This window comes from Streptomyces sp. URMC 126, from assembly GCF_051386555.1.
Lineage (GTDB): Bacteria > Actinomycetota > Actinomycetes > Streptomycetales > Streptomycetaceae > Streptomyces.
Map to the genome: position 1 here is coordinate 1 of NZ_JBPQTX010000398.1, position 5,678 is coordinate 5,678.

General features: G+C 75.8%; 3 protein-coding genes. All 3 read right to left on the minus strand.

All coding sequences use genetic code 11. The annotated features are described in order from the left end of the window. On the minus strand, window positions 1-2,196 hold a 2,196-nt coding region (locus ACSNOK_RS30010), incomplete at its 3' end, for an acetyl/propionyl/methylcrotonyl-CoA carboxylase subunit alpha (RefSeq protein ID WP_436783952.1). A 108-nt stretch (window positions 2,197-2,304) separates the two neighbouring features. After that, complete coding sequence (locus tag ACSNOK_RS30015; protein ID WP_436783953.1) at window positions 2,305-3,903, minus strand: acyl-CoA carboxylase subunit beta; 1,599 nt, start codon at window positions 3,901-3,903, stop codon at window positions 2,305-2,307. Continuing rightward, window positions 3,900-5,582: an acyclic terpene utilization AtuA family protein gene (locus tag ACSNOK_RS30020; protein WP_436783954.1), complete on the minus strand. Its 1,683-nt coding sequence runs from the start codon at window positions 5,580-5,582 to the stop codon at window positions 3,900-3,902. The genes ACSNOK_RS30015 and ACSNOK_RS30020 overlap by 4 nt, the downstream gene beginning before the upstream one ends. Window positions 5,583-5,678: the final 96 nt, after the last annotated feature.

Here is a 5,678-nt window from a genome sequence, read left to right on the forward strand (position 1 = left end):
GGGTGCCGGTGGGGGCGGAACGGGCGCGGCCGGGTGTTGGCCCGTCGCGGCAGGGGGCGCTGCGGAAAGACGGGTCTCTACTGAGGGACGGGCCTCCGCCGACGGCCGGTCCGGCGCGGAGGGAACCCCTGCCGCCGGGGTGACCACGGCCAGCAGGTCCCCGGTGGCCACCTGCCGCCCCGGGGCGGCGTGCAGGGCGGTGAGGATACCGGCGGCGGGGGCGGTGACCCGGTGCTCCATCTTCATGGCCTCCAGCCAGAGCAGCGGCTGCCCCGCCGCCACTTCGCGGCCGGGCGCGACGTCGTCGGCGACGCGCACGACCGTGCCCGGCATGGGCGCGTGCAGCGATCCGGGTTCCGACGCCGGGGCCGGGTCGGGGAAGCGGGGCAGGACGGTGAACGTCCAGGAGCCCGACGGGCCGTCCACGTACGCCGCGTCGTCGTGGAACGCGACCGTGTACGGCTGGCGTACCCCGTCGGCGGTCTCCAGGAGCACGCGGGCCGCCCGGCTCGGCCGGGCGCGGGCCGTGGGCCACCGGGACGCCTCCACGCCCCCGCCCGCGCCGGCACTCTCCGACATACCCGGCTCCCCGGTCGCGCTCTCCGCCGCCACCTCGCACAAGCGCGGCGCTCCGGGCCCGGACGGTTCCACCAGCCGCCCGTCCCGCCCGATCCGGTAGCGGACCTCGTACTCCACGCCGTCCGGTTCGGAGCGGAACCGTTTCACCTGCGGCCCGGACGGAACGTTGCGCCAGCCGCCGAACGGCGAGCGGCCGCGCGCGTCGGCGAGGGCGGCGGCGAGGGCCGCGAGCCGCGTATCCGCCTCGGCCGGGCCACCCCCGGACTCACCCCCCTCGCCCCCGGCGAGCCCGGACCCGGTGAGTTCGGCGAGGCGGCGTTCGTAGAAGTCCGTCCCGGCACCCCCGGCGGTGAACTCCGGGTGCCGGAGGGTGCGGACGAGGAGGTCGCGGTTGGTGACCGGACCGTGGATCCGGGCGCGTTCCAGGGCGCGGGCGAGCAGCCGGAGGGCCGACGGGCGGTCGTCGGCCCGGGCGACGGCCTTGGCGAGCAGCCCGTCGTAGTACGGGCTGACGGTGTCGCCGGGCCCGGTCCCGAGGTCGACCCGCAGGCCGCCCGCCCCACCGCCCGTGAACGCCAGCTCGTGCACCCGCCCCGTCCACGGCCGCCACTCCCGCGCCGGGTCCTCCGCGTACAGCCGCGCCTCGACCGCGTGCCCGCGCGGCGCCGGGGGCGGGCCGTCCAGCCGGCCGCCCTCGGCGACGCGCAGTTGCAGGGCGACCAGGTCCACGCCGTACACGGCCTCCGTCACGGGGTGTTCCACCTGTAGCCGGGTGTTCATCTCCAGGAACCACGGCCGCCCGTCGACGCCGAGCAGGAACTCCACCGTCCCGGCCCCCTCGTACCCGACCGCGCGGGCGAGGCCGGCCGCGTAGGCGCACAGCGCGTCCTCCAGCCCGGCGGGCAGGCCGGGCGCGGGGGCCTCCTCGACGATCTTCTGGTGGCGGCGCTGGAGGGAGCAGTCGCGGGTGCCCAGGGTCCACAGCGTGCCGTGCGCGTCGGCCAGCACCTGCACCTCGACGTGGCGCCCGCCCGCGAGGTACGGCTCGACGAACACCGTGCCGTCGCCGAACGCGGCCGCGGCCTCCGCCCGCGCCGCCTCCAATGCCGCGTCCCGTCCGCTGAGTTCGTACACCACCCGCATGCCCCGTCCGCCGCCGCCCGCCGCCGCCTTGACGAGAACGGGCAGGTCGGCGGGGGCGACGGCGGCCGGGTCGAGGGGCGCGAGCACCGGCACGCCCGCGCCCGCCGCGATCTCCTTGGCGCGGGTCTTCGACGCCATCGCCTCCATCGCCTCGGGCGGCGGCCCGATCCACACCAGCCCCGCCGCCCGCACCGCGCGCGCGAACTCCGCGCTCTCGGAGAGGAACCCGTACCCCGGATGCACCGCGTCCGCCCCCGCCGTCACGGCGGCACGGACGATCAGGTCGCCCCGCAGATACGTGTCGGCGGACGCGTCGCCCGGCAGGCGGACGGCCGTGTCGGCCGCCCGGACGTGCCGGGCGCCGGCGTCCGCGTCCGAGTGGACGGCGACCGTCGCGACACCGAGGGCGCGACAGGTCCGGGCGACGCGGCAGGCGATCTCGCCCCGGTTGGCGACGAGCACGGTCTCGATCACGGTCACCCCTACCCTCGCGGACGATCACATGCGGCGGTTCACGTGCGGTCGTTCACTTGCGGGGGTTCGCCTGCGGTGGCTGTCCCGCACCGGCCAACCCGCGGCCGATCACATGCGGAAGACGCCGAAGCCGCCCCGGGCCCCCTCCACCGGCGCGCCGTTCACCGCCTCCAGGCACAGCCCGAGCACGGTCCGGGTGTCGCGGGGGTCGATGACCCCGTCGTCGTACAGCCGCCCGGAGAGGAACATCGGCAGCGATTCCGCCTCCACCTGCCGTTCCACCGCCTCCCGCAGCCCGGCGTCGGCCTCGTCGTCGTACGGCAGCCCTTTCTCTGCCGCCGACGCGCGGGCGACGATCGACAGGACGCCCGCGAGCTGTTTGGGCCCCATGACGGCGGCGCGGGCGCTGGGCCAGGTGAAGAGGAAGCGGGGGTCGTACGCGCGCCCGCACATCCCGTAGTGGCCGGCGCCGTAGGAGGCGCCGAGGAGGACGGAGAGGTGCGGGACGCGGGAGTTGGACACCGCGTTGATCATCATGGCGCCGTGCTTGATGATGCCCCCGCGTTCGTAGGCGCGGCCGACCATGTAGCCGGTGGTGTTGTGCAGGAAGAGGAGCGGGATGTCCCGCTGGTTGGCGAGCTGGATGAACTGGGCCGCCTTCTGTGACTCGGCGCTGAACAGCACGCCCTGCGCGTTGGCGAGGATCCCGATCGGCCGGCCGTACAGCCGTGCCCAGCCGACCGTCAGCCCGGCGCCGTACAGCGGCTTGAACTCGTCGAAGTCCGAGCCGTCGACGATACGGGCGATCACCTCGCGCGGGTCGAAGGGCGCCCGCAGGTCGCCGGGGACGATGCCGAGGAGCTCGTCCGGGTCGTGCCGGGGCGGCTCGGCGGGCCAGGGGGCGGCGGGCGCGGCCGGGTGGTCGAGCCGGGAGACGATACGGCGGGCCTGGCGGAGGGCGTCGTACTCGTCGACGGCGAAGTGGTCGGCGAGTCCGGAGACGCGGGCGTGCATGTCCGCGCCGCCCAGCGACTCGTCGTCCGCCTCCTCCCCGGTGGCCATCCGCACCAGCGGCGGCCCGCCCAGGAACACCTTGGCGCGCTCCTTGACCATGACGACGTGGTCGGACATGCCCGGGACGTACGCGCCGCCGGCGGTGGAGTTGCCGAAGACCACGGAGACCGTGGGGATGCCGGCCGCCGAGAGCCGGGTGAGGTCGCGGAACAGGGCGCCGCCCGGGACGAAGATCTCCTTCTGTCCGGTGAGGTCCGCGCCGCCGGACTCCACCAGGCTGATCACCGGCAGCCGGTCGGCGCGGGCGATCTCGTGCGCGCGGAGCGCCTTCCGCAGCGTCCACGGGTTGCTCGCCCCGCCGCGTACGGTCGGGTCGTTGGCGCTGATCAGGCAGGTGACGCCGGAGACCGTCCCGATCCCGGTGACGAGCGAGGCGCCCACCGCGTACTCGGTGCCCCAGGCGGCCAGCGGGGACAGTTCGAGGAACGGCGTGTCGGAATCGAGGAGCAGCTCGATCCGTTCGCGCGGGAGCAGCTTGCCCCGGGCGCGGTGCCGGGCCGCGTACTTCTCGCCGCCGCCCGCGACGGCCCGCGCGTGCGCGGCCTCGACCTCGGCGAGCCGGTCGAGCATGGCGGCCCGGTTCGCCGCGTACTCCGGCCCGGCGGTGTCGAGCCGGGAGGCCAGGACGGTCACAGCAGCACCTCCGGTATCTCGACGTAGCGGGCGCGCAGCCACTCGCCGACGCCCTTGCCCTGCGGGTCGAAGCGGACGTTCTCCGCGACGCCGCGCCCGAGGAGCCCGTCGACGACGAAGTTCAGGGCGCGGAGGTTGGGGAGGACGTGGCGCGTGACGGTCAAGCCGGCCGTCTCCGGAAGGAGCCGGCGGAAGGCGTCGACGGTGAGCGCGTGGGCGAGCCACCGCCACCCGTCCTCGTCCCGCGCCCAGACGCCGACGTTGACGCTCCCGCCCTTGTCGCCGCTGCGGGCGCCCACGACGCGCCCCAGGGGCGCGCGGCGCACCGGCCCGGCGGGCAGCGGCGCGGGGAGCGCCGGGCCGGGCGGGTCCGGCGCCGCGTCGGTCCGTACGGGCGGCGGGAGCACCGGGACGCGGGTGCCGTCGGGCAGGACGGCGACGTGCCGGACGGTCTCGGGGTCCACCGCGACCGCCTCGAACTCCCCGTAAGGGGAAGCCGGTCCCGGCGGTGCGGTGAGGTGCAGGCCGGGAACGCTCGCGAGGGCCAGTTCGACGGCGGCGGCGCCGATCGCGCGGCCGGCGGTCTCGGGGTCGGGGTCGTGCACCACCAGCCGCAGCAGCGCGCTCGCCTCCTCCTGCACGTCCGCGTCGGGGTGGTCCGTACGGGCCAGGGTCCAGCGGACGGATGCCGGGCGGCGGCGGGCCAGGGCGTCCTCGGTCTGCGCGCGCACCAGCCGTGCCTTGGCCTCGATGTCCAGTCCGGTGAGAACGAAGACGACCTCGTTGCGCCAGCCGCCCAGGCGGGTCAGCCCGGCCTTGAGCGCGGCCGACGGCGGCTCTCCCCGGACGCCGTCGATCCGCACCCGGTCGGGTCCTTCCGGCGTCAGCCGGAGGGTGTCGAGGCGGGCCGTGACATCGGGGCCGAGGTAGCGGGCGCCCTGGGTCTCGTAGAGGAGCTGGGCGGTGACGGTCCCGACGGTGACGGCGCCGCCCGTGCCCGGGTGCTTGGTGATCACCGAGCCGCCGTCGGCGCGCAGTTCGGCGACCGGGAAGCCGGGGCGGCGGATGTCGTGCTCGGCGAAGAAGGCGTAGTTGCCGCCGGTGGCCTGCGCCCCGCACTCCAGCACGTGTCCGGCGACGACCGCGCCCGCGAGGGCGTCGTACTCGCCCGGCTCCCAGCCGAAGTGGGCGACCGCGGCGCCGCTCACCAGCGCCGCGTCGGTCACCCGGCCGGTGACGACGACGTCCGCGCCGGCCCGCAGACAGGCGGCGATGCCCGCACCGCCGAGGTAGGCGTTGGCGGTGAGGACGCCGGGGCCCCAGTCGCGGGAGTTCAGCAGGTCGTCGCCCGTGACGTAGGCGACGCGGGCGGGGATGCCGAGACGTTCCGCCAACGCCCTTACTCGGTCGGCGAGTCCGGCCGGATTGAGGCCACCCGCGTTGGCGACGATCCGTACGCGGCGGTCGGCCGCCGTGCCCAGGCAGGTCTCCAACTGGCGGAGGAACGTGCGGGCGTAGCCGCGTTCCGGGTCCTTCAGCCGGTCGCGGCCGAGGACGAGCATGGTCAGTTCGGCGAGGTAGTCCCCGGTGAGCACGTCCAGGGGGCCGCCGGTGAGCATCTCCTCCATCGCGTCGAAACGGTCACCGTAGAAACCGGAGGCGTTGCCGATCCTCAGCACGTCCGGGAGCGTGGCAGCGGCCGGGGAAACAAGCAAGCGTGCTTGCCCGGTTTCCGGCCACTTCGGGGAAGGGTGGCTTGGCGGGCGGGGCCGGGG